This is a genomic window from Neorhizobium galegae bv. orientalis str. HAMBI 540, from assembly GCF_000731315.1.
Lineage (GTDB): Bacteria > Pseudomonadota > Alphaproteobacteria > Rhizobiales > Rhizobiaceae > Neorhizobium > Neorhizobium galegae.
The window spans coordinates 4,595,421-4,622,010 of sequence record NZ_HG938353.1 but is presented as its reverse complement, the minus strand read 5'-3'; the positions used below and the strand labels follow the sequence as shown (position 1 = coordinate 4,622,010).

Below are 26,590 nucleotides of genomic sequence, written 5' to 3'. Positions count from 1 at the left end.
TTCCTCAATACTGGACGCGGCGTTCGACGAAGCGGAACTGAACAAAGGTCAGCAGCATCACGATCAACATCAGCAAGACCGACTGCGCCGAGGACGAACCGATGTTCAAACCGACGTAACCGTCCTGATAGACCTTGTAGACAAGCGTCGTCGTCGCCTGCGCGGGGCCGCCGCCCGTCGTGGCATCCACGATCGGGAAGGTGTCGAACATCGTGTAGTTCACGTTGATGATGAACAGGAAAAACGTCGTCGGCGACAGAAGCGGCAGAGAGATGGTGAAGAAGCGTCTCACCGGGCCTGACCCATCGATCGCGGCGGCCTCGATCAGCGACTGCGGCACCGACTGCAATCCAGCCAGGAAGAAAAGGAAGTTGTAGGAGATCTGCTTCCAGGCTGCCGCGATGATGATCAGGATCATCGCATGCGTGCCGTTGAGATCATGGTCCCAGCGAATGCCGATGCGCTCCAGGAAGAAGGGCAACAGGCCGGTGGATGTATTGAAGAGAAACCACCACAGGACGCCCGCTACGACAGGTGCGACGGCATAAGGCCAGACAAGCAGGGTGGTATAAATTCTGGCGGACCGCGTCAGGCGGTTGACCGCGGCCGCGAATGCAAGACCGAGCATCATCGACAGGATGGTTACGGACACCGCGAATACGGCGGTGCGCCAGAGAGCATCCAGATAGTTCGGGTCTTCGAACAGCCGCCGATAATGGGTCAATCCGACGAAAACGGTCGAGAAACCAAAGGGATCTTCCCGCTCGAATGAAGACTTCACTGCCTGCGCGGCAGGCCAGATGAAGAAGACGAGCGTGATAGCGAGCTGGGGCGCGAGCAGCATATAGGGCAGCAGGCGGTTATTGAAGGTTGTTCTTTTGGTATCCACCGTTCCCTCACCACAACGTAATAAGCAAGCAAGGGAGGGCCGGCGACAGCCGGTCCTCCCTGCGGAGATCGGAACGATCAGTTCGAGTTGGCCGCCTCGAATTCACGCAGAAGCGCATTGCCGCGCTGCACTGCGCTGTCGAGCGACTGCTTGGCGTCCTTCTTGTTGGCGAGGAGTGCCTGGAACTCCTCGTCGATGATGGTGCGGACCTGGGTAAAGTTGCCGAACCGCACGCCCTTCGAATTTTCCGAGGGAGTACCGCGAGTGATCTGCTTGATGGCGATGTCGGAGCCCGGGTTCTTTTCGTAATAGCCCTGCTTCTGGCCGAGTTCGTAAGCAGCATTGGTGATCGGCAGATAACCGGTGAATTGGTGCCAATCAGCCTGGACATCCGGCTTGGAGAGATAGCTGAAGAACTTGGCTACACCCTTGTAGGTCGCCTTATCCTTGCCGTTCAGCACCCAGAGGGTGGCGCCGCCGATGATGGAGTTCTTCGGCTCCTTGATCTCATCGTCGTAATAAGGCAGCGGGGCGAAGCCCGGCGTGAAGTTCTTGGCGTTGTTGATGACCCCGGCGCGGCCTGCGGAGGAGTTCATCGTGATGGCGCATTCCTGCGAATAGAACATGGTCGCCGCCTGGTCGCCACCGACCGGTCCACCATACTTGAACAGTCCTTCGTCCTGCCACTTCTTCAGGTTTGCCCAGTGCTTGACCTGCAGAGGACCGTTGAAGGTGAATTCAGACTTCACACCGCCGAAACCGTTCTGCAGGGTGCCGAAAGGCTTGTCGTGCAGCGCCGAAAGGTTTTCGGTCTGGACCCAGGTAATCCAGGCGGAGGTGAGGCCGCATTTGGCAGCGCCGGAGGAAACGATCTTCTTCGAGAACTCCTCCACTTCCTTCCAGGTCTTCGGGGCAACTTCAGGATCAAGGCCCGCCTTTTTGAAGATGTCCTTGTTGTAGTACATGATCGGAGTGGAGGAATTGAAGGGCAGCGACAGGATGTTGCCCTTCGTATCGGAATAGTAGCCGGTGACCGGAGCCAGGAATGTCTTGGTGTCGAAGGGTTCGCCTTCGTCCGCCATCAGCTTGTAGACAGGATAGACGGCGCCCTTGGCAGCCATCATCGTGCCGGTGCCAACTTCGAAGACCTGGACGATAGCCGGTTGCTGGCCAGCGCGGAACGCGGCGATCGCGGCGGTCAACGTTTCCGGATAACTTCCCTTGTAGACCGGAACGACTTTGTAGTCGGACTGGCTCTCATTGAATTTCTGAGCGATTTCCTCAAGCTTCTTGCCGAGTTCGCCACCCATGGCATGCCACCAGGTGACTTCCGTCGCGGCAAGCGACGACGTTGCCGACAGCGCGACCGCGAATGCGGCCATTGAGAGTTTTCTCAACATTATTATTTCCTCCACCTTGATTGGTGTCGGCCCCCAAATAGGGTCCTCCCATGACACCACCGTTACAGTTTTATGTCATTTTTCTAACAGAGCAAGGACACTTGATTCGTTCGTTAGAATGCGTCGGGAAAATGCCGCGGCAGACGCCCTGGAAGCACTGCAATAATATCGTAGCGCTGCGAAAGCGTCGCTACATGCTTCCGCTTCGAAAGCCACAGCGCGCTTGCCGCGCGAATACGGTTCTGGGTCGTGTAGCCGACTGCATCGATGGCTTCGCTTTCGCCTCTCCGCGCCTTGACCTCGACGAATATGACAAGGTCCCCCTTGCGGGCTATAAGATCGATCTCGCCGATCTTTGTGCGATAGCGAATGGCAAGGATGCGATAGCCCTTCACAAACAGATAGAGCGCGGCGAGATATTCGGAGAGATGGCCTCTTTTATAAGCCCTCTGCCGCGCGGCCTTTCGCCGGTTCAGGCCGTTGTCATTGCGCCCCGCCGCCATCCTCGCCCTTCAACTCCAGGAGCCGCTGATAAAGAACCTTGCGGGCAAGGCCGGTGAGCCGCGCAGCCTCGGCAGCGGCTTTCGCCGCTGGCATGGAGGTTGAAAGCTGGCGCAGCAGCACGTCCACCTCGACTTCGCCGGGAGGCTCCTCAGCCTCGGGTGGCGCGAGAAGCAGCACGATCTCCCCCTTCACCACGCGGTCGTCGTCGTAATAGGCGGCGAGTTCCTCCAGCGTGCCACGGCGAAACTCTTCGAAAGTCTTCGTCAATTCACGGCAGACCGCCGCGCGCCGGCCAGTTCCGAGCACTTCGGCGGCAGCGGCGAGCGTTGCGCCGATGCGATGCGGCGATTCGAAGAAGATCAGCGTTGCCGGCACTTTCGAAAGCTCGGCCAGCCGGTCGCGGCGGCCCTTGTCCTTGACCGGCAGGAAACCGGCGAACAGAAACGCGTCGGACGGCATGCCGGAACCGACGAGCGCTGCGAGCGGCGCAGAGGCGCCGGGGATGGGCACGACCTTGTGGCCGGCCTGGATCGCCATCTGACCAAGCCGGTAACCGGGATCGGAGACCAAGGGGGTGCCGGCATCGGAGACCAGCGCCACCGATTTTCCTTCTTCCAAAGCCGCGATCAGCTTCGGTCCGACCTCGTCGGAATTATGCTCGTGGTAGGCATAGGGCCTGTTGACGATGCCATAGCGGTCGAGCAGCACGCGGGTCACCCGGGTGTCCTCGCAGGCCAGCACATCGGCGCCGGAAAGCGTTTCGAGCGCACGCAGCGTGATGTCGCCGAGATTGCCGATGGGGGTCGCGACCAGATAAAGCGCCGGCTCCAATGGCCGCGCAGGTACGAAAGTATTGGCGACGCGATAGCCGCGCTGGCTGCTCTTCAGGTCATCGGTCAAGGGGCGTCACGCGTAAAAGGATGGTCATGTGCCTTTATGGGCAAGCGGACCGGCTTCGGCAAGTAAAGCCCAAGCTGTTGAGAACGCATATTTTCTGTGTGCAGCGCGTGAGACAGATGCGAAATGACTTGCTAACGCCTTGTTCACCTCTTGCTTTTCGAACGGGTTGTCTGCCATTTTGCCGGTCCACATCATCCGGCTGGCCCAAAGCCGGCAGAATATCAGGGTCCGGCCCTGCCGGATCGCCACGGTCGAAAGCGATTGCGTCCATGCGTATTACTCTTGAGCGGTCAAACCTTCTGAAGTCGCTGAACCACGTGCATCGCGTGGTGGAGCGACGGAACACCATCCCGATCCTCTCCAACGTGCTGATGCGCGCGGCCGGCGCCGGTCTCGACCTGAAAGCGACCGACCTCGATCTCGAAATCACCGAAGCCCTTCCGGCCATGGTCGAGACTGCCGGCGCCACGACGGTTCCCGCGCACCTGCTTTACGAAATCGTCCGCAAGCTGCCGGACGGTTCGGAAGTACTGCTCGCCACCAATCCGGACGGCAGCTCCATGACGGTGCAATCCGGGCGCTCGAAGTTCTCGCTGCAGTGCCTGCCGGAATCGGACTTCCCCGACCTCACCGCCGGCAGCTTCACACATACGTTCAAGCTGAAGGCGACCGATCTGAAAATGCTGATCGACCGCACCCAGTTCGCGATCTCCACCGAGGAGACCCGCTATTACCTGAACGGCATCTTCTTCCACACGATCGAAGCCGACGGGGACCTGAAGCTTCGCGCGGTCGCGACCGATGGTCACCGTCTGGCCCGCGCCGATGTAAAGGCGCCATCGGGTTCCGAAGGCATGCCGGGCATCATCATCCCCCGCAAGACGGTCGGCGAGCTGCAGAAACTGGTCGATGATCCGGAAGCGGTGGTCACGGTCGAGGTTTCGGACGCCAAGATCCGCGTCACAATCGGCTCGGTCGTGATGACCTCGAAGCTGATCGACGGCACTTTCCCGGATTACCAGCGCGTCATCCCGACCGGCAACGACAAGGAAATGCGCGTCGATTGCCAGAGCTTTACCAGGGCTGTCGACCGCGTCTCGACCATTTCCTCCGAGCGCGGCCGTGCGGTAAAGCTGTCGCTGACCGACGGCCAGCTGACGCTGACGGTCAATAATCCGGATTCGGGCAGCGCCACGGAAGAGGTTGCGGTCGGCTACGACAACGATCCGATGGAAATCGGCTTCAACGCCAAATACCTGCTCGACATTACCGCCCAGCTTTCGGGCGACGACGCGATCTTCATGCTGGCGGATGCCGGTTCTCCGACATTGGTGCGAGACACAGCGGGCGACGACGCGCTCTATGTCTTGATGCCGATGCGCGTTTAACATCATCAAGGCGGCCGGAAGCTCCGGCCGCCTTTTTCATGCGGTTTTCCCAGGTGCGACATTTTTCCTTGCTTTTGCGGCATCAGGGTTCCACATGGGGCAAAAAGGGAGAGGATAAAAAATGGAACTGCGCTTGAAGGAGCGGCTTGGCCGCAAGTTCGATGATGAGATCCGGTTCTTCAAAGGCTGGATCGATGGCCCGAAACGGGTCGGCGCGATCTGCCCCACCTCCTCCGTCACCGCCAAACGCATGGCAAGCGTCATCGACACGGCCTCCGGCCTGCCTGTCCTCGAACTCGGGCCCGGCACCGGCATCATCACCAAGGCGATCCTGAAGCACGGTATCTCGCCGGAAAACCTGGTCTCCATCGAATATTCGACCGATTTCTTCCAGCACCTAGTCCGCACCTATGAAGGCGTGAACTTCATCAATGGCGATGCCTTCGATCTCAAGCGCACGCTCGGCGCCTTGAAGGACACGACATTCGACAGCGTTATTTCGGCAATCCCGCTTTTGAGCTTCCCGATGGAGCGCCGCATCGCGCTGCTCGAAGACCTGCTCGACCGCATCCCGGCCGGCCGGCCGGTGATGCAGATCACCTATGGCCCCGTCTCGCCGATCATTGCCCAACCCGATCGTTACCGGATCAAGCATTACGATTTCGTCGTCCGCAATATTCCGCCGGCGCAGCTCTGGACCTATAGCCGCGGCTGACCATGGCATTCGGCCTCTACATCACCCATCCGCAGGTCCGCATCGATCCGAACGTGCCGGTGCCTCGGTGGGGACTCTCTGACGTCGGCGCCGCCCGCGCTCGCGCGGCCGCCCAATCCGAATGGGCAAGGAAACTCGGCCGGATCATCTCCAGCGACGAGGTAAAGGCGATCGAGACTGCCGAAATCCTCAGCCTCGCCTCGGGCATTTCGATCGAGATCGCCGAGGACACCCATGAGAACGATCGCTCGGCGACAGGCTTTCTGCCGCCGCCACGGTTCGAGGATGCAGCCAACTGGTTTTTCGCCCACCCGGAAGAGAGCTTCAAAGGCTGGGAGCGCGCCGTGGACGCCCAGAGCCGCATCGTCTCGGTGGTCACCAGAATTCTTGCCGAGCACGACCCGAGCACGCCGATCGCCTTCGTCGGCCATGGCGGCGTTGGAACGCTGTTGAAATGCCACCTCACCGGCTCGCCGATCGCCCGCGACCGGGACCAACCGGGCGGTGGGGGAAATCTCTTCTGCTTCACCCTTGCGGACCGGACGCTCTCATGCGACTGGACGCCCATCGAAAAATGGGAAGGGTTCCAGGCATGAACGCTCGTGATCGCCTCATCGTAGGCCTCGACATTCCGACCATCGGCGAAGCCGAAAAGATGGTCTCCGCGCTCGGTGACACCGTTTCCTTCTACAAGATCGGCTATCAGCTCGTTTTCGCCGGCGGTCTCGAACTTGCACGCGATCTGGCAAAGGATGGCAAAAAAGTCTTCCTCGACATGAAGCTGCTCGACATCGACAACACGGTCGCGAAGGGCGTCGAGAACATCGTCAAGATGGGCATGACCATGCTCACCCTGCACGCCTATCCGAAGGCGATGCGGGCCGCGGTCGAGGCTGCCAGGGGTTCGGACCTCTGCCTGCTCGCGGTAACCGTCCTGACCTCGATGGACGAAACGGACCTCGTCGATGCCGGTTACGAATACGATCCGCACACACTGGTTCTGCGACGCTCGGAACAGGCGCTGGCCGCCGGAATGGGCGGTATCGTCTGCTCGGCCGAGGAGTCCGCTGCGGTTCGCAAGATTGTCGGCCCTGATCTGGCGATCGTCACGCCCGGCATCCGCCCTGCGGGTTCGGAAGCGGGCGACCAGAAGCGGGTGATGACGCCGGCCGACGCATTGCGCGCCGGATCGAGCCATCTCGTCGTCGCCCGCCCGATCGTCAAGGCGCCGGATCCGAAGGCGGCGGCGCAAGCCATCCTCGCCGAGATGCAGGGCGTGCTCTGATAATCCGTCGTTGCCGGAGAGATATTCTCCCGGTCGTGATCCGGGATGAGTCCCGGTGGCCGCCGGACAGGTACGCAACACCCGCCATATTGACTCGCCCGGGAATTTGCCGGAAGTCGTCCTAACCGAAAACACGCTGGAGGAGATATCATGGCCAAGGGATATTGGGTCGCTCGCGTCGATGTCCGCGACCCGGAACGTTATAAGGATTATATCGCAGCGGCCACGCCCGCCTTCGAGAAATACGGCGCCAATTTCCTTGCCCGCGGCGGCACCATGGCAGCGATGGAGGGCAAATCCCGCGCCCGCAACGTCATCATCGAATTCCCGTCGATGCAGGCCGCCATCGACTGCTACAATTCGCCCGAATATGCGATCGCCATCAAGATCCGCCAGGAAGTGGCGGATGGCGAAATCGTCGTCCTCGACGGCCTTTAAGAACCGGTTATCGCGGGCGGTGCGGCAGTGGAGACACTTCCACCCGTGCCGCGATTCGGTTAAACAGCACTCATCTCGTCCCACAGGCTCCCGGAGCACGCCATGACCATCAACAACCTTCCGCCGCTCGTCACCGTTTTCGGAGGATCGGGCTTCGTCGGCAGGCATGTGGTGCGTACGCTTGCCAAACGCGGTTATCGCGTCCGGGTCGCCGTTCGCCGTCCGGATCTCGCCGGCTTCCTGCTGCCCGCCGGTTATGTCGGGCAGATCTCGCTGGTCCAGGCGAACCTGCGCTACCGCCAATCGGTCTTGAAGGCCGCCGAAGGCACTTCGCATGTAATCAACTGCGTCGGCATCATGTTCGAGAGCGGCCGCAACACGTTTGACGCGGTCCAGGATTTTGGCGCTCGCGCGGTTGCCGATGCGGCACGTGCTGCCGGCGCCAAACTTACCCATATTTCCGCGATCGGCGCCGATGCCAATTCGGAATCGTCCTATGCCCGCAGCAAGGGCCGCGCCGAAGCGACGATCCTTTCGACGCTGCCGGATGCCGTGATCCTGCGGCCGTCGATCATGTTCGGGCCGGAAGACAGCTTCTTCAACAAGTTCGCCTCCATGGCCCGCACCTTCCCTGCGCTGCCGCTGATCGGCGGCGGCAAGACGAAGTTCCAGCCGGTTTATGTGGAGGACGTCGCCGAAACCGTCGCCCGCTCCGTCGACGGCACGATCGCGTCCGGCAAGATCTATGAGCTCGGCGGCGGCGAGGTCATGACCTTCCGCCAGTGTCTCGAGACGATGCTGCGCGTCACCAATCGCACCAATGCGCTCGTCTCGCTGCCCTTCGGCATCGCATCGCTGATCGGCAGCATCGCGTCGTTGATCCCTTTCGTCCAGCCGCCGATCACCAGTGACCAGGTGAAGCTGCTGAAAATCGACAATGTCGTTTCCGATGCCGCCGCCACGGAAGGCCGCACGCTGCAGGGAATAGGCATCCGCCCGACGCTCGCGTCCTCTATCTTGCCATCCTACCTTGTGCAGTATCGCCCGCAGGGCCAGTACACAGGCTCTGGCCGCGCGGCCTGATATCATTAACCATATCCAGCAATTTGTTTCGCTTCGACATTCCGGTCGTGCCCGCTGAAAAATCGGGCACCTCTTTGTTGTCGCTCATGTTTCGGGCAAGGATAGTGGCACAAAGGTCGCAGTGGCCGAAGCAGTCGCGTTAACGGCCGGTTCAGCAAAATCCTTTATTGAATTCTTCTAATCCAACCCATAAATCCTCCCTCACCAAACAAGCGGCGCAACCGTGACGATAAAATCTTCCATCGAAAGGCATTCCTCCATGGGCAAGCCCATCGCCCTCTTTTTTGCATGCGCAGCGCTGATCATCCTCGCGGGCTCGTTCATGGCCCCGACGACGGGCGCAGCCGGCAAGAGCGAATGCACGCCCGCATACGGTGTCGATCCGTGCAGCACGGCATCCATTCATCACTAAGCATCGACAAAACAAAAAGGCCGCTCCTTAGCAGCCTTTTTGTTTCATGAAGAATTGAGCGCCCTTCACTTTAGCAGTGCAGGACGCAGGGCAGTCTCGGCCGGCGCGACGGCGCTTGAGACCACGGCACTCTGATCACCGCGTTGTGGGACAGATCCCAGCGCGATCAGGCCGAGCAACAAAAATCCGAGAATGATTCTATAGATCGCGAAGACGGTGAAGCGGTTGCTGCGGATATAGGTCAGCAGCCATTTCACGGCGATGAAGGCGACGATCGTCGACACGACGAAAGCCACGCCGAGCGAGGTCCAATCCTCGTGCGCAGCGCTGCCGTCCTTGAGCGTCTTCAGCAGCTCATAGCCACTGGCCGCGTACATGGTCGGAATGCCGACGAGAAAGGCAAACTCAGTGGCCGCGGCCCGGCTTCCGGTACCGGCCAGCATGGCGATGAAGATCGTGGCACCTGAACGCGACGTGCCGGGAAAGACACCCGCAACCACCTGCGCAATGCCGACCAGGATCGCGACGAGCCAGGTTATCTGCGTGGAAGCGGGCCTGCGTGCAGCGGCCCATTCTGCAAAGATCATCCAGATGCCGCCGATGATGAGTGCCCAGGCAATTGGTGCCGCGTCCTCGGGAAGCGCGAAACCGAGCTTCTTGACGATCAGGCCGAGAACCGCCGTGATCAGGAAGGCAACGATCAGCTTGGCAGCATAGTCGCGATTTGCCGGCTCCCGCCAGCCGAGCAACAGGTCAAGCAGGCGACGCCAGTAGATGATGGTTACCGCGATGATCGCGCCGGCCTGGATGACGATATTGAACGTATCAGACCGGTGACCGAGCCATTGTTCCGCGATGATGAGATGGCCGGTGCTGGAGATCGGCAAAAACTCGGTAATACCCTCGATCACACCGAGCACGAGGGCGCTGATAATCGACTGATCAGCCATTCTTAATCCTTTGTTGAGCAGATAAGGACAGTTTTAAGCAGTTTATGAGCCGTTGCTTGTGCTGGACCTACCAAATCCATATAGCTGCCATATGTCACGCGGGCGCGCTACGTGCCCCATCCTTCGTATACGATATTCGTGAAGTTCAAGTATCCATGCCCACGCTCTATCATCATTCCATGTCTTCGGCCTCGCGGTTCGTCCGGCTGATTCTCGCCGAATATGGCTTCCAGGCGGACCTGGTCGAGGAGCAACCGTGGGAAAAGCGGCGGGAATTCCTGACGCTCAATCCTGCGGGCACGCTCCCGGTTTATGTCGACGACAGCATGAGGGTGCTTTGTGGCCCTTCCGTGCTCCTGGAATTCCTCGACGAAACCCATGGCGTGCTGAAGCGCGACCGGCGGCTGCTGGCGGAAGATCCATGGCAGCGTGCCGAAATCCGGCGCCTGACGGAATGGTTCCTGCAGAAGATGGAGCAGGATGTCACCCGGCCTCTGACCCGGGAGCGGGTCTTCAAACTGCAGATGACGACGGCTCAAGGCGGCGGCGCGCCGGATTCGAAGGTGTTGCGCACGTCCCGCGCCAATATCCGCCAGCATATGAAATATCTCTCCTGGCTTGCCGGCTCACGGCCCTGGCTTGCCGGCGACCGCCTGAGCTATGCCGACCTTGCCGCCGCCGCCTCGATTTCGATCCTCGACTATCTAGGCGAGATCGACTGGTCGGAGACGCCGGTCGCCAAGGACTGGTATCAGCGGCTGAAATCCCGACCCTCCTTCCGGCCGATGCTTTCCGAACGCATCCGCGGCCTCACCCCGGTATCCCATTATGCGGACCTTGATTTCTGACGCGCCCGCGCGCGAGGAAGAAAAGGCGCTCCGGCGGCGGGAGAAGCTGACCGCCTTCATTCGCGAGGAAGCGGCGGCTCAGGGCTTCGACCTTTGCCGGATTGCAGGCCCGGACAGCATTCCGCAGGCGCCGGAGCGGCTGGAGATTTTCCTGGCCGACGGCCACCACGGCAGCATGGACTGGATGGCAGAGACGAGGCTGCGCCGCGCCGATCCGAGGATGTTGTGGGATCAGGTGCGTTCGATCGTGATGTTCGGGCTGAACTACGGGCCTGACGAAGACCCGCGCGGCATTCTCGACAAGCCGGACAAGGCCGCGATCTCCGTCTATGCGCGCAATCGCGATTATCACGACGTCATCAAGGGCCGGCTGAAGGAGATCGCCACCCGCTTTGCGGCGCGCGCCGGCGAGGACGTCAAAGTCTTTGTCGATACGGCGCCGGTGATGGAAAAACCGCTCGCTGAAGCGGCCGGGCTCGGCTGGCAGGGCAAGCACACCAATCTCGTCAGCCGCACCCACGGCTCCTGGCTGTTCCTCGGCAGCCTGTTCACCACCGCGGACCTTATTATAGACGCGCCCGAGATCGACCATTGCGGCTCCTGCCGCGCCTGTCTCGACGCCTGCCCGACGGCTGCCTTTCCGGCGCCCTATCGGCTCGATGCGCGCCGCTGCATCTCCTATCTGACGATCGAACACAAGGGTCCGATCGATCCGGAATTCCGGCCACTGATCGGCAACCGCATCTATGGCTGCGACGACTGTCTTGCCGCCTGCCCGTGGAACAAGTTTGCCGCCAGCGCCGCCGAGATGAAGCTCAAGGCGCGCGACGACTTGAAGGAACCGTCGATCGCGTTTCTGCTGACCTTGGACGATGCGACTTTTCGAACCTTCTTCAGCGGCTCGCCTGTCAAGCGGATCGGGCGCGACCGGTTCATTCGCAACGTGCTGATCGCTGCGGGCAATTCCGGCGATGCCAGCCTCATCGGACAATGTCTCGAACTTGCGGGCGACCCCTCGCCCGTGGTGCGCGGCATGGCTATATGGGCCCTGAAGCGCCTGATGACGGATGCGGACTTCGCGCGGTTTGCCGAGGCGCGCGGCGCGGAAGAGGATCCGGAAGTGCGGGAAGAATGGCGACTGGCGGGAGCGGCCTGATGAATGTGATGATCTTCGGATGCGGCTATTCGGGCCAGGCAATCGCCGAGGCTTTCAAATCCGAAGGCCATCGGGTCTCCGGCACGGTCAGAACGGCCCACAAGGCACTGGAGCTTGCGGCCCGTGACATCAAGGCCTTCGTGTTCGACGGGAGCCCGTTCAGCGGCGAACTGTTGGCGGAGCTTCAAGAGGTGACGCATCTGGTGCAGTCGATCCCGCCCGGCACCGAGGGCGATCCACTGCTGAAGTTCGTCTCCAGACGACTGCGTGCGCTTTGCCCGAAGCTCGAATGGATCGGCTATCTCTCGACGGTCGGCGTCTACGGCGATCATGGCGGCGGCTGGGTCACCGAGGAGACGCCGGGCACCCCGATCCAGGGCCGGTCGATCGAACGGGTCGATACGGAAGATGCCTGGGCTGCCGAAGGGCGGGCCGCCGGTCTGCCAGTGGCGAGCCTGCGCCTCTCCGGTATCTACGGCCCCGGCCGCAACGCCTTCGTCAACCTCGCGCGCGGCACGGCACGGCGCATTATAAAGAGAGACCAGGTCTTCAACCGGATCCGCGTCGAGGATATCGGGCGTGCGGCGCTCTTTCTCGCCGTAGGCAATATGGGCGGCATATATAATGTCACCGACGACGAGCCCGGTCCGCCGCAGGATGTCATCATCGAAGCCGCGCGCCTGATGGGTGTCGAGCCGCCGCCGGAACTGGATTTCGAGACCGCTGACATGACGCCGATGGCGCGCTCCTTCTATGGCGCCAACAAGCGCGTTTCCAATGCCAAAATCCGTGCCGCGGGGTTCGAGTTCCTCTTCCCCAATTACCGCATGTCACTCGCCGATATGTGGACCTCGGGCCGCTGGCGAGGATAAAGTTCCCATTATGAAACGGTTGAAATTTCCATCCTGATCGGTTGATCTAGTTATTATTTCTTAATACTTACGGCTGAGCGTCACAAAATTTGCCCAAATGAGGCAATAAATCACGCATCGCGACAAATTTTTTTCTGCGGTTTTCGTGATCACAGACTCCCTGCGAGTCTCATTGAAACTACATTCCGCTTTCTGACTGTTTTTAAAGGTTTTCTTCCGCAGAAGCTTAGCTGGCTTCTTAAAAAGATCGGCAGCAATCTAATCACAAATGTTACAGACTGTAACGTTCCGTGATCGAAAGTCTCACTTTTTCGCCACTTTTCGCCCCGCTTAGCCGTTTTGCACGCAACGTGCAGGGACAAAACGAACGGGGACGACCGACTTGACAACAATTCGACGCTCGACTTTCGCCGCGGCCTCCATTGCTGCTTTTGCAACTCTCGGCTCCGCGCAGGCCAATGCTGCGCCCGGGTGCGGTCACGCATCCTGGTATGCCCTCGGATCCAAGACGGCATCCGGGGAACGAATGAACCCTTCTCTCATGACAGCGGCCCACCGGACGCTGCCCTTCGGCACCAAGGTGATAGTGACGAACAAGCGCAACGGCAAAAGCGTCGTTGTGCGCATCAACGACCGCGGTCCATTCATCCGCGGCCGGGTGCTCGATGTTTCCAAGGCCGCAGCCAAGGACATCGGCATGATCAGTTCCGGCACCGCCCAGGTCTGTTACCAGATCGTCGATGCCGGCGATCAGAAGGTCGCAGGCAAGGGCCTGAAAGCGATCGACGGCTGAAGCTGTTCAGAGAGACCGTTTAGGCCGACCTCTTGCCCTATCGCGCAATCGCGGTTACGACCCGTGCCATACGGGTGCGACCGACACGGAGATTGACATGCGATTGGGCGGACGAATTGCCGGAGCCATAGAGGTGCTGGCCGACATCGAGACGCGCAAACGCCCTGTCGCCGACGCGCTCAAGGACTGGGGCCTCGCCCATCGTTTCGCCGGTTCCGGTGATCGGGCAGCGATCGGAAATATCGTCTACGACGCACTGCGCATGCGGCTCTCCCATGCCTGGCTCATGGACGACGAAAGCCCGGCGGTACTCGCCTACGCGGTCCTCATCCGGCAATGGGGCCTGACGCCCGACGCTCTCCAGGCCGAGTTCACGGACGACCGCTTTGCACCGCCGGCTCTAACCGAGGCGAACCTTTCGTCGCTTGCCTCCCGCAATCTCGACGATGCGCCCCTGCATGTTCAGGGCGACATTCCAGACTGGATCCAGCCGTCCTTCGAAGCCAATTTCGGCGAGGACTGGCTGATCGAGGCCAAGGCACTGGCCGACCGCCCGACCCTCGATCTGCGCGCCAACACGCTGAAGGCGTCTCGCGAGAAGGTCGTCAAGGCGTTGGAACGCTCGAACGCAAAGGCTTCGCGCATCGCCCGCAACGGCATCCGGATTGCCGCCGGCGAAGGAGCCTCCCGCCTGCCCAACGTCACCGCCGAGCTTTCGTTCCAGAAAGGCTGGTTCGAAGTTCAGGACGAAGGCTCGCAGATCGTTGCCGAACTCGTGCAGCCCGGCGAACATCATCAGGTCCTCGATTATTGCGCCGGCGGCGGTGGCAAGACGCTCGCCATGGCGGCCGCGATGCACAACAAGGGCCAGATCCACGCCTATGACGCCGACCGCAAACGGCTGGCGCCGATCATCGAGCGGCTGCGCCGCGCCGGCACCCGCAACGTTCAGGTGCACGACGACGCGCGCCAGCTCAACGGCCTGAAGGGCAAGCTCGATGCGGTCCTGGTCGATGCCCCCTGCACCGGCACCGGCACCTGGCGCCGCCGTCCGGACACCAAATGGCGACTGACCCCGAAGAACCTCGACGAGCGCATCGCCCAGCAGCAGGAAGCGCTTTCCGAGGCGGCCGTCTTCGTGAAGCCGGGTGGCGCACTCGTCTATGTCACCTGTTCGATCCTGCCGGAGGAGAACGACGCCCAGGTTTCCCGCTTCTGTGCCGAAAACCCGGAATTTTCGATCGTCCCCGCGGCAGAGCATTGGGACAGCATCTTCGAAAAAGACGCGCCGCAGCCTCGCTCAAAAGATGCGCTGACAGTGACGCTGACGCCTGCAAGTACCGATACGGACGGATTCTTTTTCTGCCGCATGCAACGCAGAGCTTGAATGCGGTAAGGGCGAAGACAAAGTCGAGTTCTACTTTCAAATTATTCTAAACTAGATTGTTTGACACCAGTTTCCAATTGCGCGATGAACCCTCTAACGGCCGGGGAGAGATCCGGGCCGTGAAGGAGAGGGACATGATCCGCAAGACCGTTCTTGGCGCCGCCCTGGCGCTTTTCGCCGCCTCCGCGGCGTTCGTCGTGACAGAGGCGCAGGCCGCCACCACATCCGCAGCTGTCCTCAAGCATTATGCCGAACTGGCGCATGCGAAATACGAAGATTCTCTGACGACAGCGCAAGCGCTCGACAAGGCCGTCAACGCGCTGATCGCCAAGCCGAGCGACGAAACGCTGAAGGCTGCCAAGGACGCCTGGATCGCCGCCCGCGCTCCCTACCAGCAGACGGAAGTCTACCGTTTCGGCAACCCGATCGTCGATGATTGGGAAGGCAAGGTGAATGCCTGGCCGCTCGATGAAGGCCTGATCGACTATGTCGACGCCTCCTACGGCACCGAGAGCGACGAGAACGCGCTCTACACCGCCAATGTCATTGCCAACCCGAAGATCAAGGTCAACGGCAAGACGCTCAACCTTTCGAAGTTCGACGCCAAGACGCTGCGCAGCCTGAACGAGGCCGGCGAGATCGAGGCCAACGTCGCGACCGGCTACCACGTCATCGAGTTCCTGCTCTGGGGCCAGGATCTGAACGGCACCGGACCGGGCGCCGGCAAGCGTCCCTATACGGACTACGACAAGGCCAATTGCACCAACGGCCATTGCGATCGCCGCGCCGAATACCTGAAGGCTGCGTCTGCGCTACTCGTCTCCGACCTTAAGGACATGGTCACTGCCTGGGGGCCGAAGGGCAAGGCGACCAAGAACGTCGAGGCCAATTCCAAGAAGGGTCTGACCGCCATCCTCACGGGCATGGGTTCGCTCTCCTACGGCGAGCTTGCCGGCGAACGCATGAAGCTCGGCCTGCTGCTGCACGATCCGGAAGAGGAGCACGATTGCTTCTCCGACAACACCTACAACTCGCATCTCAACGACGCGGTCGGCATCAAGTCGGCCTATACGGGCGAATATACCCGCGTCGACGGCACCAAGATGACCGGGCCTTCGCTCTCCGAACTGGTTGCGGTGACCGACAAGTCGCTCGACACCGAAATGCTCGGCAAGCTCGACGCGACGCTTACCGCCATGAACGCCATGGCCGACCGGGCGAAGAAGGTCGAGGCCTATGACCAGATGATCGGCGAAGGCAATAAAGAGGGCAATGCGGTCGTCCAGAAGGCGATCGACGGCCTGATCGACCAGAGCAAGAGCGTCGAGCGCGTCATTGCGTCGCTGAAGCTTGGCAAAGTAGAGCTTGAAGGTTCCGACAGCCTCGATAATCCTGATGCCGTCTTCAAATAAGCAATGAAAAGGCGGGCCGCGGCTGACCTTCAGCCTGCGGCCCGATTTCCCATGAGAACGCCCAAGTCTTTCGTCTTCCTGTTGCCGGCACTGTCGGGCGCTCTTCTTCTCACGCCGCTGATCGCGATCGGTGGCGATGCTCTTTTCCCGACCATCCGCACGGATCTCAATCCGAAGGACCAGAAACGCGTCGAGAGCGTCACGCGCCCGACGACGGATTTCTCCAAGCCCGAGCCGTTCGAGACCATGTCCGGCGGGGCCGCGACCAGCCGCGCCGATGTCAATGGCGACGCCTTCTCGCATTTCTCCGCCAACATCACCTTCGAGGAAGAAGGGACGTTCAAGCTCGGCAATGCGCTGTTCACCAAGCTCTGGGTCTCGGCGCCCTCCTCGACGCAGGCGTCCGACGGGCTCGGCCCGCTCTTCAACGCGCGCGCCTGCCAGAGCTGCCACCTGAAGGACGGCCGCGGCCATCCCCCGGAAGGCGGAGCCGACGCAACCTCGATGTTCTTCCGACTCGCCCGTCCGGCCCGCACGGACGAGGAACGCGAGGCAGTCTCCGACTACTGGAAACTCAATTTCCCCGACGCGATCTATGGCGAGCAGCTACAGGACCTCGCCGTGTCTGGCCTCGCCGCTGAAGGGCGGGTGCAGATTTCCTACCAGGAAATCCCGGTGAAGCTCGGTGACGGCGAAATCGTCCACCTGCGCAAACCGAGCTATTCGGTCGCCGACCTCGGTTACGGCGCGATGGAAGGTGATGTGACGCTGTCGCCACGTATCGCGCCGCCGATGATCGGCATGGGCCTGATCCAGGCGATCCACGACGCCGACATTCTCGGCCTCGCCGACCCGGGCGACAAGGACGGCGACGGGATCTCCGGCAAGCCGGCCATGGTGCGCGACCACAAGACCGGCGAGCTGAAGCTCGGCCGCTTCGGCTTCAAGGCGCAGAATGCCTCGGTCCGTGACCAGAGCTCGTCCGCCTTTGCCGGCGACCTCGGTATCTCCACGCCCGACAATCCGTTCGACCACGGCGACTGCACCAAGGCAGAGGCTGCATGCCTCGCCATGCCGACTGGCGTGCAGCAGCGGCTCGGGCCGGTCGAGGCGCCTGATCCGGTCCTGCCGCTGGTTACCTTCTATTCCGAAAACCTTGCGGTGCCGGCCCGCCGCGATATCGGCGACAAGACGGTTCTGAAGGGGAAGGAGCTGTTCTACCAGGCCGGCTGCACCGCCTGCCACACGCCGAAGTTCGTGACCAACCGCGATGCCAGCAACAAGGCGCAGGCTTTCCAGCTGATCTGGCCCTATTCCGACTTCCTGCTGCACGACATGGGCGAAGGCCTAGCCGACGGCCAGCCGGTTGGCGTCGCCACCGGCAGCGAATGGCGCACCCAGCCGCTCTGGGGCATTGGCCTCACCGAAACCGTCAATGCCCACACGTTCTTCCTGCATGACGGCCGGGCGAGAAACCTCACCGAAGCCGTTCTCTGGCACGGCGGCGAGGCGCAGAAGGCCCGCGATGCCTTCGCCGCGCTCGGAAGACAAGACCGTTCTGCCCTCCTCAAATTCCTGGAGTCGCTCTGATGCGCAAGATATTCTTTGCCGGACTCGTCTCGCTGCTTCCCGCCACCGCCTTTGCGCAGGAAGGTGAACCCGCGTCCTCGGTGGATCTGCCGATGGCTGACGTCACCAAGGTGATGACGGCTGCGGTGGACGGGTTCATCCGGCCGGGCTACGACGCATTCTACGAGTCCGCGGGCAAGATGACGACGGCGATGAAGGCGCTCTGCGAGGCGCCCTCCAAGACGAGCTACGATACCGCGAAAGGCGCCTTCCGTGACGCGGCGGTCAGCTGGGCGCATATCGAGGTGGTTCGTGTCGGACCCGTCATCGAACAGAACCGCTTCGAGCGCATCCTTTTTTATCCCGACCGCAAGAGCACCGGCTTGAAGCAGGTCCAATCCGTGCTGTCCAAGGCTGATGAAACCGCGACCGATCCCGTCACCCTCGGCACCAAGAGCGTTGCGATGCAGGGTTTCGGCGCGCTCGAATATGTGCTCGCTGGCACCGGTTCCGACGAGCTTCTGAAGGCTAAGAACAGTTACCGCTGCCGCTATGGCGCGGCCATCGCCGGCAATATCACCAATGTCGCCAAGGAACTTTCCGATATCTGGGACGCGCCCGAGGGCATCCAGAAGGCCTGGGAGCAGCCGGGCCCGGACAATCTCAATTTCCGCACCGGCGGCGAGGCGATCACAGCGCTGCTCGGTATCCTCGTGCATGGCGCCGAAGCCGTGCGCGACCAGCGGATCGAGACCTTCTACAAGGGCGCTGACAAGGCGAAATTCCCGAAACAGGCGCTGTTCTGGCGCTCGGAAAACACTTGGCCGACCGTCAAGGGCAACCTGGAAGGCCTTTCGGCCCTGCTCGAAAAATCCGGCATGGTCGCGCTTCTCAAGGAAAAGGACCGCCCGATCGTTGCCGCCACCCAGGCGCAGCTGAAGTCGATGATCAAGCTTTCTACCAAGATCACGCCAGATCTCGAAAAGGCGGTCGAAAATGCCGCCGAGCGCAAGAAGCTCGATACGCTACTGGCGGACGGAAAGGACGTGATCTCCAAGCTGAACGACGGTTATGGCGGCGCGATCGGCCTCAGTTCCGGCTTCTCGTTTGCGGATGGCGACTAAGGCCATGTGGCGAGGGGAGGCCATCGACCGGCGCGGCTTTCTGAAAGCGGCGGGTATCACCTTCACCGCCGCCCTTGCGCCGCGCTCGCTGATGGCGCTCGAACGCACTGATGCGGTCTATGCCTCCGGCTTCAAGGCGCCGGATGGCTCTTTCGGCGTCGCCACCGTTTCCGAACGCGGCGAGATCATCGACCGCGTTGCCCTTCCCGCCCGCGCCCATGGCATGGCCTATAGCGCCGCCACCGGCCGCGCTGTCGCTTTTGCCCGCCGCCCCGGCACGTTTGCCATGGTATTCGACCCTTCGGGGCAGACTGAGCCGGTGATGATCACATCCCCGGAAGGCCGGCATTTCTACGGGCACGGCCATTTTTCGCCGGACGGCCGCTTCCTCTATGCCAGCGAAAACGATTTCGACGGCAATCGCGGCATAATCGGCGTCTACGACGCCCGGGACAAATTCCGCCGCATCGCCGAGTTCGACGCGCACGGCATCGGCACGCATGACATGACCGTCTCCGACGACGGCAAGCTGCTCGTCATCGCCAATGGCGGCATCGAAACCCATCCGGATTTCGGGCGTACCAAGCTCAATGTCGATCGCATGGAACCGTCGCTGGTTCTGCTCGATGCGAAGACCGGCGCCCTCATCCAGCGGCACCGCCTGCCCGCCTCGTTGAAACAGCTCTCCACCCGCCATCTCGATATCGCGGAGAACGGCCGCATCTGGTTCGCCTGTCAGTGGGAAGGTGCGCGCAACGCCCTGCCACCGCTCGCCGGCTGGTTTTCCAAGGGCGAGGACCTGTCGTTCATCTCGCTGCCGGAGGAAACGACCGCCCGGCTCGGCAATTATGTCGGTGCCATTGCCGTTAACCGCCGTGACGGCGTCGTCGGCCTCACCTCGCCGGTCGGCGGGGCCGCAGTCACCCTCGACGCGAAAACCGGGGCAGTGGTGAAGGAAGAGACCATCCGAGAGGCTGCCGGCGTCGCGCCCGCAGTACATGGCATCGCCGTTTCTTCCTATGCCGGGCAGTTCAACGAAACCCGCAGCAAGATCGCCTGGGACCAGCACATCGTCCGGCTGGGCTGACCTTTCCTGGCTGCCGGAGCGCCCTAATTGCGGCGGGATGAGCAAAACGACCGTTATGATCCTCTTCATCGTCGCCTGCGTCGCACTCGGCGCCTTGAGCGGTGCAAGTAACCAGCCTGGCGAGTGGTACCAGTCGCTCAACAAACCCTTCTTCAATCCGCCAAGCTGGATTTTTGCTCCCGTCTGGACGGTCCTCTATGTCCTTATCGGGGTCGTGCTCTCCGAAACCTGGTATGACGAGAACAACGGCCGCCGCCTCGTTCTCTTTGCCATACAAGCCGCGCTCAACCTCCTGTGGTCGCCGGCTTTCTTCGGCCTGCAAAGCCCAGTTCTCGGCCTCGTCGTCATCGTGCCGCTGCTGATCTCCATCCTGCTATTCATCGGCGCAAGCTGGCGGGAAAACCGCAAATCTGCGTGGCTTTTCGTGCCCTATGCCCTGTGGGTCGCCTTCGCGACGCTCCTCAACCTGTCTATCGTTCTCATGAATTAAGCACGCTCCATCGTACGGCTTGCCGAACATCGCCGGTCATGCCAATTTCGCAACTGCGAAAGGGGCGGGAACATGAACGGGAAAGATACGGGCGACTTCCGCGAGAGGGTGCGCCAGAGCTTCGCCCGGCAGGGCGCGATGGGGATGCTCGGCGCAGAGCTGACACGTGTCGAACAGGCGATAGTCGAGATCGAGCTCCCTTTCGACATCAAGCTTACCCAGCAGCACGGTTTCCTGCATGCCGGCGTGATTTCTGCAGTGCTTGATGCCGCCTGCGGTTATGCCGCCTATACGGTGATCGAACCGGACGCCTCGATCCTCACCATCGAGTTCAAGGTGAACCTGATGTCGCCCGGCCGCGGCGAACGTTTTCTGTTCCGTGGCGAAATCACCAAGCCGGGCTCGACGATAATAGTCGCCGATGGCCGCGCCTATGCGATCGGCGACGGCCCCGCCAAACTCATCGCTTCCATGACCGGCACCATGATGGTGATCCGCGGCCGAGAGGACGTAACCGGATGACTTCTTCTCTTCCCCTCGGCGAGCCGAGCCTTACCGGCGGCAAGTCCATTCTCTTCGTGATGGCAGTCGACGCTGAATACGGCCCGGCGCTCCAGTCCCGCATCAAGCCATTGATGACGGGGGTCGGCCCGGTCGAGGCGGCCGTGGTGCTGTCCCATGCCCTGACCCGGCTCGAAGCGACCGACGATCTGCCCGATCTCGTCGTCTCGCTCGGCTCGGCCGGTTCCCGCAATCTCGAGCAGACGGAAATCTACCAGGCCTCGTCGGTCGCCTATCGCGACATGGACGCCTCGCCGCTCGGGTTTGAAAAGGGCCGCACGCCCTTCCTCGACCATCCGGCGATCATGCCGCTCCCCTTGCGCATCCCCGGCGTCAGGGAAGCTTCGCTATCGACCGGCGGCAACATCGTTTCCGGTGCCGCCTACGATCTCGTCGATGCCGACATGGTCGACATGGAGACATTCGCGGTGCTGCGCTGCTGCCAGCTTTTCGAGATTCCGCTGATCGGTCTGCGCGGCATTTCCGACGGCAAGGAAGAGCTGAAGCATGTCGGCGACTGGACCGAATACCTGCATGTGATCGACCGGAAGCTGGCGGATGCGGTCGACAGCCTGTTCGAGGGGCTGGAGGATGGCGCCATCGCGCTTTGAAGGCACGATTTTCGCCTCATTCCCCGTTGCCAGAAACGGGAAGTTTCTTTAAAGGCTCGGCATGACCCAGATAGCTCATCCCGACAGCATTCTCATCATCGATTTCGGTAGCCAGGTGACGCAGCTCATCGCGCGTCGCATCCGTGAAGCCGGCGTCTACTGCGAAATCCACCCCTTCCAGCACGCGAGTGCAGCATTCGAGAAACTCCAGCCCAAGGGCGTGATCTTCTCCGGCGGCCCGGCATCGGTGACCACCGAAGGCAGCCCGCGCGCTCCGCAGTCGGTATTCGACAGCGGCGTTCCGATCCTCGGCATCTGTTATGGGCAGCAGACGCTCTGCACCCAGCTCGGCGGTGTCGTCGAAGGCGGGCATGCGGCGGAATTCGGCCGCGCCGACGTCGAGATCAAGAAGGCGAGCCCGCTGTTTGACGGTTTCTGGGAAATGGGCGGGCGTTATCCGGTCTGGATGAGCCACGGCGACCGCGTCACCCAGCTGCCGCACGGTTTCGAAGTGATCGCGACGTCGGAGAACGCGCCTTTCGCGATCGCCGCCGACGAGAGCCGGCACTATTACACCACCATGTTCCACCCGGAAGTGGTGCATACGCCCGACGGCGCCAAGCTGCTCTCCAATTTCGCGCACAAGATCGTCGGGCTGAAGTCCGATTGGACCATGGCCGCCTACCGCGCCGAAATGATCCGCAAGATCCGTGAACAGGTCGGCAAGGAACGGGTGATCTGTGGCCTCTCCGGTGGCGTCGATTCCTCGGTTGCGGCTGTCCTGATCCACGAAGCGGTCGGCGACCAGCTGACTTGCATCTATGTCGACCACGGGCTGATGCGTCAGGGCGAGACCGAGCAGGTCGTTGGCATGTTCCGCGACAATTATAACATTCCGCTCGTGCACGTCGACGCGTCCGACCTGTTCCTCACCCAGCTTGCCGGCGTTTCCGATCCGGAAGTGAAGCGCAAGACGATCGGCCGGCTGTTCATCGAGGTGTTCGAGGCGGAAGCCGCCAAGATCGCTTCCGATGGCAAGGGCTCTCCGGCATTTCTGGCCCAAGGCACGCTCTATCCGGATGTGATCGAAAGCGTCTCCTTCTCGGGCGGGCCTTCGGTGACCATCAAGAGCCACCACAATGTCGGCGGCCTTCCCGAACGCATGAACATGAAGCTGGTCGAGCCGCTACGCGAGCTCTTCAAGGACGAAGTGCGCGCGCTCGGCCGCGAACTCGGCCTGCCGGAAAGCTTCATCGGCCGCCATCCCTTCCCGGGTCCTGGCCTTGCCATCCGCTGCCCGGGCGGCGTCACCCGCGAAAAGCTCGATATCCTGCGCAAGGCCGATGCGATCTATCTCGACGAAATCCGCAAGGCCGGCCTCTACGATACGATCTGGCAGGCATTTGCCGTGCTGCTGCCGGTGCAGACGGTCGGCGTCATGGGCGACTACCGCACCTACGACTTCGTCTGCGCATTGCGCGCCGTCACCTCGGTCGACGGCATGACCGCGGATTTTTATGCCTACGACATGAACTTCCTCGGCCGCACCGCAACCCGCATCATCAACGAAGTCCGCGGCATCAACCGCGTCGTCTACGACGTGACCAGCAAGCCGCCCGGCACGATCGAGTGGGAGTGAGGGGGCAACCGGCGGCGACAGCGTAGTTTGGGCGACGAATTTCGCTGCCGGGCTGCTGCACTGTCGATCCCTTCGTCACTGGCTCGGGGGCTCTTCTATGTCCGCGTTCTCGGGTAGCTCGCAGAACCAGTCTGCACGCAATCCTCGGAATATTTAGAGTGCCTTCAACGGGTGGGAAAGCTATAGCGTAGAATGGCGTGCGAATCGGCGGGTCTGGTTTGCGCCCATCCTCGCCGCTCCCGGGCAAAGTGAGCCGTTCCCAAACCGGCAGACATGACTTCAGAATGTTGATTTCGAGTGCCGGACGAAGATGTTCGTCTCGCTATTCCAAATACGGCGTCAGCACATCTTCGATCCATTTCATGAATGCGCGCACTCGGCGCGACAGATTGCTCCGGTGTGCTACGACGAGGGACACGGGAAGCGCCCGGCGACGAAAATCGGGCATGATTTCCACAAGCGCTCCACTCCTGAAGTATTGGCCAATCCCCAAGAGTGGCGCCTGAATCAGGCCAAGGCCGGCGAGGGCAGCAGCGTCGTAGGTTTGCGCGCTGTTGACGTGCAGCGCACCTGGCAACTGAAGCGTCGCGTAGCTGTCGCCGTCAGGATATTCCCATCCATGGGGTCTTGCACCCAGCATCGTCGAAAAATGAATTGTCCGATGTTTCTGACGCTGGAGATCTTCTAGCGATTGAGGGACGCCATAGCGCGCCAGATAAGCAGGACTGGCAGCGTTGACCATGCGCAACAGGCCAAGCGGGCGGGCAACCAGCGTTTCGTCCCTGATGGGACCGAGGCGTAATACACAGTCGAACCCTTCCTGAACCAGATCAACTTGCCGATCCGTACTCGATACCTCCAGCTCCAACTCGGGGTGAGCCGCCATGAAGTCCGGCAGCGCCGGCACGATCGTTGTGCGCGCCACCTCGGTCGGAAGATCGACCCGTAAACGGCCGCGGAGTGCCACGCGGTCGCCTGCAAACATCGAATGTAGGTCATCGACTTCAGCAAGCAGATCGCGGGCACGGGCATGAAATGCGCGTCCGTCCTCCGTCAACTGCACGCTGCGCGTCGTGCGGTGCAGGAGCCGGACACCGACATCTTCTTCCAGTTTTCGGACCGCCGTCGAGGCCCTTCCCTTTTGAATGCCCAGGCTATCGGCTGCGTGGGTGAAGCTCCCCATTTCCGCGACCGTTATGAATATGAGGATGGGCTCGAGGTTCTGCATTTTTGTGCCTCGGCATTGTTCACATCAAAGAGAACAGTGAGTTCATTTCATCGGTGTTTATCATACCTGAGAGACACAGTAACTTCCGAATATTGGGATTCCCCATCGGAGAATGACAGGTGTCCGAAACTATGAATCAGCATCAGGTGCCTGAAATTATGAACCCGCATCGCGCCCTGTGGGCCGGCCGGATACTAAGCGCGATTGTCGTTATCGCTCTGGCGGCAGACGGCACTATTCAGCTTCTCGCGCCCGCACAGATCGCGAGCATGTTGCAGGAAGCCGGGTTCACGATGGACCTGACCCATGTCGTGGGTCCGATCATCCTCGCCTGCGCCATCCTTTACGCCATCCCGGCCACCGCCGTCCTCGGCGCGATCCTGGTGACGGGCTTTTTGGGAGGCGCCATCTGCGCCCATGTCCGCATCGGTGCGTTGGGGTCGCCGCCGGAAATCATTTCGCTGCTTCTGGGCGCGATGGCTTGGGGCGGCCTCTATCTGCGCGATCCCCGAATCCGGGCCATTCTACCGCTCATCCATTGAACCAACTGGGGCAGTGCTCTGTCCCTCAACATCAGGAGAAACGCATGTTTTTAGTAATGGGAATCACGGGAAACGTGGGCGGCGCGACGGCAAGGCATTTGCTAGCGCAAGGCAAGAAGGTGCGCGCGCTGGTCCGCGACCGCGAGAAGGCGGTTAACTGGGCGAACCAGGGCGTGGAACTGGTTGACGGCGATTGGAATGATTCGGCAGCCATCGAGCGAGCGCTCAAAGGCGTCGAAGGCGCGTTTGTCATGTTGCCCCCTGTCTGGGCACCGTCGCCCGATTATAAAGAAGCAAAGAGCGTGATTGCAAATTATCTCGAGGCGCTCACCAAGGCAGCGCCGCCGCGAGTGGTTGCGCTTTCGTCGATGGGCGCGAACAAGGCCAGCGGGCACGGGGTGATCACGGCCTTGTCGCTTCTGGAGCAAGGTTTTCGCGACCTGATATCGCCAATCGCATTTATGCGCGCAGGCGGATTCTTCGAAAATTTTCTTTTCGGCTTGCAGGTCGCGCAGGGCGGAACGCTACCGGTCTTCTACAATCCGACAAACCGGAAATCGACCATGGTCGCGACGAACGACATCGGCGCGGAGGTCGCAACCCTTTTGACCGGGCCAGCATGGTCAGGGCAGCGCATCGTCGAGATTGGTTCGATGGTGACTGCGGATGAAGTGGCGGAGCAATTGGGCGAAGTCCTGAATCTCGACGTGAAAGCCTTTGCAATCCCGCGTGCAGGGTGGGCGGAAGGGTTAGAGCAATTCGGCATCCCGAAGGGCCACAGCGGACCCGCCGAAGAAATGTACGAGGCCGTGAATGCGGGATGGATGGACCTCGGCGTCGAGGGTACGGAGCACGTAACGGGGACTACGTCCGCACGCGACGTCTTCGCAGCGGCCCAGAAGGCCATGACGGCGTGACCCGCGATGCTAAACGGAGGCTACGTTCGACTCCGGTGACGAACTCAGGCTAGTGGCACGTCGCCCGGTGCTCGGCGGGTTCTCGTTAGACGGAGTTCAAAAACTCAGCGACGACCTCCGCAGCGTGCCATTCGCGGCGTCCGGCCAGGCCGCAAAGAGCATTCGTAAGCGACCAATGGAAGGTCAGGCAGCAGCTTGATGGGGCTCATCCATGGCATGACCATGCTTGTGATCGATGGCTCCTGGTGCCCGAGAAGGTCGGATCGGCTCCCTTGGATGCGGCCTTGGGCACGCTGGTGGAAGGGCTGGCGAACCCGGCAACATGACACTGGCCTCGAGCGGCGTCCACGCGCCGTCAGGCCCATCCCAACCTTCGTGTGGCCTTCAGAT

The 26,590-nt window shown here is 61.3% G+C and carries 27 protein-coding genes and 1 pseudogene; 22 read left to right on the top strand and 6 right to left on the bottom strand.

The window, feature by feature from the left end:
• Window positions 1-4 precede the first annotated feature (4 nt).
• The 4 genes from ugpA to rsmI form a co-directional block, all read right to left on the bottom strand.
• Window positions 5-889 carry a sn-glycerol-3-phosphate ABC transporter permease UgpA gene (gene ugpA, locus RG540_RS22330; protein ID WP_038592643.1) on the bottom strand — a complete coding sequence of 295 codons (885 nt, stop codon included), beginning with the start codon at window positions 887-889 and terminating at the stop codon, window positions 5-7.
• 77 nt (window positions 890-966) lie between these two features.
• The gene (ugpB, locus tag RG540_RS22325; RefSeq protein WP_038592641.1) at window positions 967-2,289 is read right to left on the bottom strand and encodes a sn-glycerol-3-phosphate ABC transporter substrate-binding protein UgpB; all 1,323 of its coding nucleotides are present in this window, start codon (window positions 2,287-2,289) and stop codon (window positions 967-969) included.
• Window positions 2,290-2,402: 113 nt separating this feature from the next.
• Window positions 2,403-2,792, bottom strand: coding sequence for a YraN family protein (locus tag RG540_RS22320; RefSeq protein WP_046599596.1), 390 nt, complete (start codon window positions 2,790-2,792; stop codon window positions 2,403-2,405).
• The gene (gene rsmI / locus RG540_RS22315; RefSeq protein WP_038592639.1) at window positions 2,773-3,693 is read right to left on the bottom strand and encodes a 16S rRNA (cytidine(1402)-2'-O)-methyltransferase; all 921 of its coding nucleotides are present in this window, start codon (window positions 3,691-3,693) and stop codon (window positions 2,773-2,775) included. The genes RG540_RS22320 and rsmI overlap by 20 nt, the downstream gene beginning before the upstream one ends.
• Before the next feature lie 269 nt (window positions 3,694-3,962).
• Here rsmI and dnaN point away from each other — a divergent pair, with 269 nt between their 5' ends.
• From dnaN to RG540_RS32915, 7 genes are all read left to right on the top strand, one after another.
• Entirely contained in the window at window positions 3,963-5,081 is a 1,119-nt protein-coding gene (gene dnaN, locus RG540_RS22310) for a DNA polymerase III subunit beta (RefSeq protein ID WP_038592636.1), read from the top strand.
• A gap of 121 nt (window positions 5,082-5,202) precedes the next feature.
• Window positions 5,203-5,796: a phospholipid N-methyltransferase PmtA gene (gene pmtA / locus RG540_RS22305; protein ID WP_038592634.1), complete on the top strand. Its 594-nt coding sequence runs from the start codon at window positions 5,203-5,205 to the stop codon at window positions 5,794-5,796.
• Between the two features lie 2 nt (window positions 5,797-5,798).
• The gene (locus RG540_RS22300; RefSeq protein WP_038592632.1) at window positions 5,799-6,392 is read left to right on the top strand and encodes a histidine phosphatase family protein; all 594 of its coding nucleotides are present in this window, start codon (window positions 5,799-5,801) and stop codon (window positions 6,390-6,392) included.
• Window positions 6,389-7,081, top strand: coding sequence for an orotidine-5'-phosphate decarboxylase (gene pyrF / locus RG540_RS22295; protein ID WP_038592630.1), 693 nt, complete (start codon window positions 6,389-6,391; stop codon window positions 7,079-7,081). The genes RG540_RS22300 and pyrF overlap by 4 nt, the downstream gene beginning before the upstream one ends.
• A gap of 150 nt (window positions 7,082-7,231) precedes the next feature.
• Window positions 7,232-7,519, top strand: coding sequence for a DUF1330 domain-containing protein (locus tag RG540_RS22290; RefSeq protein WP_038592627.1), 288 nt, complete (start codon window positions 7,232-7,234; stop codon window positions 7,517-7,519).
• A 102-nt stretch (window positions 7,520-7,621) separates the two neighbouring features.
• Window positions 7,622-8,602: a complex I NDUFA9 subunit family protein gene (locus RG540_RS22285; protein ID WP_038592623.1), complete on the top strand. Its 981-nt coding sequence runs from the start codon at window positions 7,622-7,624 to the stop codon at window positions 8,600-8,602.
• A gap of 259 nt (window positions 8,603-8,861) precedes the next feature.
• Window positions 8,862-9,014, top strand: coding sequence for a hypothetical protein (locus tag RG540_RS32915; RefSeq protein WP_007763306.1), 153 nt, complete (start codon window positions 8,862-8,864; stop codon window positions 9,012-9,014).
• A 149-nt stretch (window positions 9,015-9,163) separates the two neighbouring features.
• Here RG540_RS32915 and RG540_RS22275 read toward each other — a convergent pair.
• Window positions 9,164-9,964 (bottom strand): annotated as a pseudogene (locus RG540_RS22275) (undecaprenyl-diphosphate phosphatase); the annotation flags it as partial.
• A 155-nt stretch (window positions 9,965-10,119) separates the two neighbouring features.
• Between RG540_RS22275 and RG540_RS22270 the strand changes: the two are divergent.
• The 13 genes from RG540_RS22270 to guaA all read left to right on the top strand — a co-directional run bounded on the left by RG540_RS22270 (window position 10,120) and on the right by guaA (window position 23,513).
• Entirely contained in the window at window positions 10,120-10,812 is a 693-nt protein-coding gene (locus RG540_RS22270) for a glutathione S-transferase family protein (RefSeq protein ID WP_007775165.1), read from the top strand.
• Window positions 10,793-11,968, top strand: coding sequence for a tRNA epoxyqueuosine(34) reductase QueG (gene queG, locus RG540_RS22265; protein ID WP_051909574.1), 1,176 nt, complete (start codon window positions 10,793-10,795; stop codon window positions 11,966-11,968). Before RG540_RS22270 ends, queG begins: the two co-directional genes overlap by 20 nt.
• Window positions 11,968-12,840 (top strand): SDR family oxidoreductase, encoded by an 873-nt coding sequence (locus tag RG540_RS22260; protein ID WP_038594473.1) that lies wholly within the window; start codon window positions 11,968-11,970, stop codon window positions 12,838-12,840. The genes queG and RG540_RS22260 overlap by 1 nt, the downstream gene beginning before the upstream one ends.
• Window positions 12,841-13,222: 382 nt before the next feature.
• On the top strand, window positions 13,223-13,633 hold the full coding sequence (locus RG540_RS22255; protein ID WP_046599602.1) for a septal ring lytic transglycosylase RlpA family protein: 411 nt from the start codon (window positions 13,223-13,225) through the stop codon (window positions 13,631-13,633).
• Window positions 13,634-13,730: 97 nt separating this feature from the next.
• Entirely contained in the window at window positions 13,731-15,020 is a 1,290-nt protein-coding gene (locus RG540_RS22250) for an RsmB/NOP family class I SAM-dependent RNA methyltransferase (protein WP_038592620.1), read from the top strand.
• Window positions 15,021-15,154: 134 nt separating this feature from the next.
• A complete protein-coding gene (locus tag RG540_RS22245) occupies window positions 15,155-16,432 on the top strand; it encodes an imelysin family protein (protein WP_038592617.1) in 1,278 nt (425 codons plus the stop codon).
• Between the two features lie 51 nt (window positions 16,433-16,483).
• Window positions 16,484-18,022: a di-heme oxidoreductase family protein gene (locus tag RG540_RS22240; protein WP_051909573.1), complete on the top strand. Its 1,539-nt coding sequence runs from the start codon at window positions 16,484-16,486 to the stop codon at window positions 18,020-18,022.
• Window positions 18,022-19,125: an imelysin family protein gene (locus RG540_RS22235; RefSeq protein ID WP_038592611.1), complete on the top strand. Its 1,104-nt coding sequence runs from the start codon at window positions 18,022-18,024 to the stop codon at window positions 19,123-19,125. Before RG540_RS22240 ends, RG540_RS22235 begins: the two co-directional genes overlap by 1 nt.
• Before the next feature lie 4 nt (window positions 19,126-19,129).
• Window positions 19,130-20,212, top strand: coding sequence for a DUF1513 domain-containing protein (locus RG540_RS22230; RefSeq protein ID WP_038592608.1), 1,083 nt, complete (start codon window positions 19,130-19,132; stop codon window positions 20,210-20,212).
• A 37-nt stretch (window positions 20,213-20,249) separates the two neighbouring features.
• Entirely contained in the window at window positions 20,250-20,702 is a 453-nt protein-coding gene (locus RG540_RS22225; RefSeq protein WP_038592605.1) for a TspO/MBR family protein, read from the top strand.
• 72 nt (window positions 20,703-20,774) lie between these two features.
• Complete coding sequence (locus RG540_RS22220) at window positions 20,775-21,224, top strand: PaaI family thioesterase (RefSeq protein WP_038592602.1); 450 nt, start codon at window positions 20,775-20,777, stop codon at window positions 21,222-21,224.
• Entirely contained in the window at window positions 21,221-21,874 is a 654-nt protein-coding gene (locus tag RG540_RS22215) for a 5'-methylthioadenosine/S-adenosylhomocysteine nucleosidase (RefSeq protein ID WP_038592592.1), read from the top strand. The genes RG540_RS22220 and RG540_RS22215 overlap by 4 nt, the downstream gene beginning before the upstream one ends.
• A 61-nt stretch (window positions 21,875-21,935) precedes the next feature.
• A complete protein-coding gene (gene guaA / locus RG540_RS22210) occupies window positions 21,936-23,513 on the top strand; it encodes a glutamine-hydrolyzing GMP synthase (protein ID WP_038592589.1) in 1,578 nt (525 codons plus the stop codon).
• Between the two features lie 322 nt (window positions 23,514-23,835).
• Here the strand turns inward: guaA and RG540_RS22205 are convergent, their stop codons facing one another.
• Window positions 23,836-24,741: a LysR family transcriptional regulator gene (locus RG540_RS22205; RefSeq protein WP_038592586.1), complete on the bottom strand. Its 906-nt coding sequence runs from the start codon at window positions 24,739-24,741 to the stop codon at window positions 23,836-23,838.
• A 119-nt stretch (window positions 24,742-24,860) separates the two neighbouring features.
• Between RG540_RS22205 and RG540_RS22200 the strand changes: the two genes are divergently transcribed.
• Window positions 24,861-25,283 (top strand): DoxX family protein, encoded by a 423-nt coding sequence (locus RG540_RS22200; RefSeq protein WP_038592583.1) that lies wholly within the window; start codon window positions 24,861-24,863, stop codon window positions 25,281-25,283.
• 44 nt (window positions 25,284-25,327) lie between these two features.
• The gene (locus RG540_RS22195; protein WP_038592580.1) at window positions 25,328-26,200 is read left to right on the top strand and encodes an NmrA family NAD(P)-binding protein; all 873 of its coding nucleotides are present in this window, start codon (window positions 25,328-25,330) and stop codon (window positions 26,198-26,200) included.
• Window positions 26,201-26,590 lie beyond the last annotated feature (390 nt).